Annotated in this window: 2 tRNA genes and 2 rRNA genes (1 of these 4 cut by a window edge); all 4 read right to left on the bottom strand. The window is 43.7% G+C overall.

What is annotated here, in order from left to right:
• Positions 1–143 (bottom strand): 23S ribosomal RNA (locus tag ACFO5T_RS14020); it reaches 2,684 nt to the left of the window's first position.
• 213 nt (positions 144–356) lie between these two features.
• Positions 357–430, bottom strand: a tRNA-Ala gene (locus ACFO5T_RS14015).
• A 132-nt stretch (positions 431–562) separates the two neighbouring features.
• Positions 563–636, bottom strand: a tRNA-Ile gene (locus ACFO5T_RS14010).
• Positions 637–845: 209 nt separating this feature from the next.
• Positions 846–2,369 (bottom strand): 16S ribosomal RNA (locus tag ACFO5T_RS14005).
• The 16S and 23S rRNA genes sit together here with 2 tRNA genes alongside, the layout of an rRNA operon.
• Positions 2,370–2,500 lie beyond the last annotated feature (131 nt).

The raw sequence follows: 2,500 nt of genomic DNA, 5'->3' as shown, positions 1-2,500 counted from the left end.
ATCTTCAATATACCGGGTTGCCCCATTCGGATATTTGCGGATCAATTCTTGTGTGCAGATCCCCGCAACTTTTCGCAGCTTATCACGTCCTTCATCGCCTCTGAGAGCCTAGGCATTCCCCATACGCCCTTAATTAGCTTATTGTACTTAATTGCTCTTTTAAGGGCTTATGTATAAAATACATAAACCTTTATATTATAATGAGTTATTCATATTATTATTAATTTGCGTATATAGCGGCTAAGCTATACACGACTTCTCGTATTCTTTAATTATTTCCCAATATGTCAATGAACAGTATTAATTACAAGTAAACTCATAACTAATCGCCAACAATTTAAAATTGATAGCTGATGTGGAGAATATCGGAGTCGAACCGATGACCTCCTGCGTGCAAGGCAGGCGCTCTAGCCAGCTGAGCTAATCCCCCATTTCTATGAAATCAAGATGATGACATCAGATTTCGAATGACGAAGTAATGATTCTCAACTTCTAAAATTTCCTTCAAAATGTAATACGTATGAACGTCACGATTTATAAAGCTTTCGCGAAAGCATAAAAGTAGTCTCAGGCAGACTCGAACTGCCGACCTCTACATTATCAGTGTAGCGCTCTAACCAGCTGAGCTATGAGACTGTCTTAATAGTCTATAGCAATTAAGTGTAATTGTTAGTAAAAACTAATTCTTACTTACTCAATTCCTACTTCCTTATTAATAATTAAATCGACAGCTATTGAAAACTAAAACCTATTACTAACCATTCGGTTGTAAGTCGTTTGCTGTTTGTTAATGATATCGCTAAATAATAAATTACATAACTCACAATAACAGGGACAAGCTCTAGAAAGGAGGTGTTCCAGCCGCACCTTCCGGTACGGCTACCTTGTTACGACTTAGCCCCAGTTACCAGTTTTACCCTAGGCCGCTCCTTACGGTGACGGACTTCAGGTACCCCCAGCTTCCATGGCTTGACGGGCGGTGTGTACAAGGCCCGGGAACGTATTCACCGGATCATGGCTGATATCCGATTACTAGCGATTCCAGCTTCATGGAGTCGAGTTGCAGACTCCAATCCGAACTGAGATAGGGTTTATAGATTCGCTCCTTATCGCTAAGTGGCTGCTCTCTGTCCCTACCATTGTAGCACGTGTGTGGCCCAGGACGTAAGGGCCGTGATGATTTGACGTCATCCCCACCTTCCTCACGGTTTGCACCGGCAGTCTGGCTAGAGTTCCCGACATTACTCGCTGGCAACTAACCACAGGGGTTGCGCTCGTTATAGGACTTAACCTGACACCTCACGGCACGAGCTGACGACAACCATGCAGCACCTTGTAATCTGTCCGAAGAAAACTCTATCTCTAAAGCTGTCAGACTACATTTAAGCCCTGGTAAGGTTCCTCGCGTATCATCGAATTAAACCACATGCTCCACCGCTTGTGCGGGCCCCCGTCAATTCCTTTGAGTTTCATTCTTGCGAACGTACTCCCCAGGTGGGATACTTATCACTTTCGCTTAGTCACTCAGTCCGAAAACCAAACAACTAGTATCCATCGTTTACGGCGTAGACTACCAGGGTATCTAATCCTGTTCGCTACCTACGCTTTCGTCCATCAGCGTCAATATATTGTTAGTGATCTGCCTTCGCAATCGGTATTCTATGTAATCTCTAAGCATTTCACCGCTACACTACATATTCTAACCACTTCACAATAATTCAAGACATACAGTATCAATGGCAATTCTATGGTTGAGCCACAGACTTTCACCACTGACTTATATGCCCGCCTACGGACCCTTTAAACCCAATGATTCCGGATAACGCTTGCACCCTCCGTATTACCGCGGCTGCTGGCACGGAGTTAGCCGGTGCTTATTCTTATGGTACCGTCATCGATCTACACGTAGATCTTATTCTTCCCATATAAAAGTAGTTTACAACCCATAGGGCAGTCTTCCTACACGCGGCATGGCTGGATCAGAGTTGCCTCCATTGTCCAATATTCCTCACTGCTGCCTCCCGTAGGAGTCTGGTCCGTGTCTCAGTACCAGTGTGGGGGATCTCCCTCTCAGGACCCCTATCTATCGAAGTCTTGGTAAGCCGTTACCTTACCAACTAACTAATAGAACGCATAGTCATCTTATACCGCCGAAACTTTAATTATTTAATGATGCCAAAAAATAATACTATGGGGTATTAATCTTCGTTTCCAAAGGCTATCCCCCAGTATAAGGTAGATTCTATACGCGTTACGCACCCGTGCGCCGGTCGTCAGCAAATAGCAAGCTACTCCTGTTACCCCTCGACTTGCATGTGTTAAGCCTGCCGCTAGCGTTCATCCTGAGCCAGGATCAAACTCTTCATCGTGTGTTGTTAATAATATTAACTCCTCACAACTCGAAATATCCGGTCAATAATAAACTTCTAGTTTTCAAATTCTTTGTAATAATACCCGAAAGTATTAATACGCGCTGTCAATTCAATAAGTCAATGAACTT

It is taken from the genome of Dokdonia genika, from assembly GCF_042652845.1.
GTDB classification, from domain to species: domain Bacteria; phylum Bacteroidota; class Bacteroidia; order Flavobacteriales; family Flavobacteriaceae; genus Dokdonia; species Dokdonia donghaensis.
This window is presented reverse-complemented; position numbering and strand designations above follow the sequence as displayed.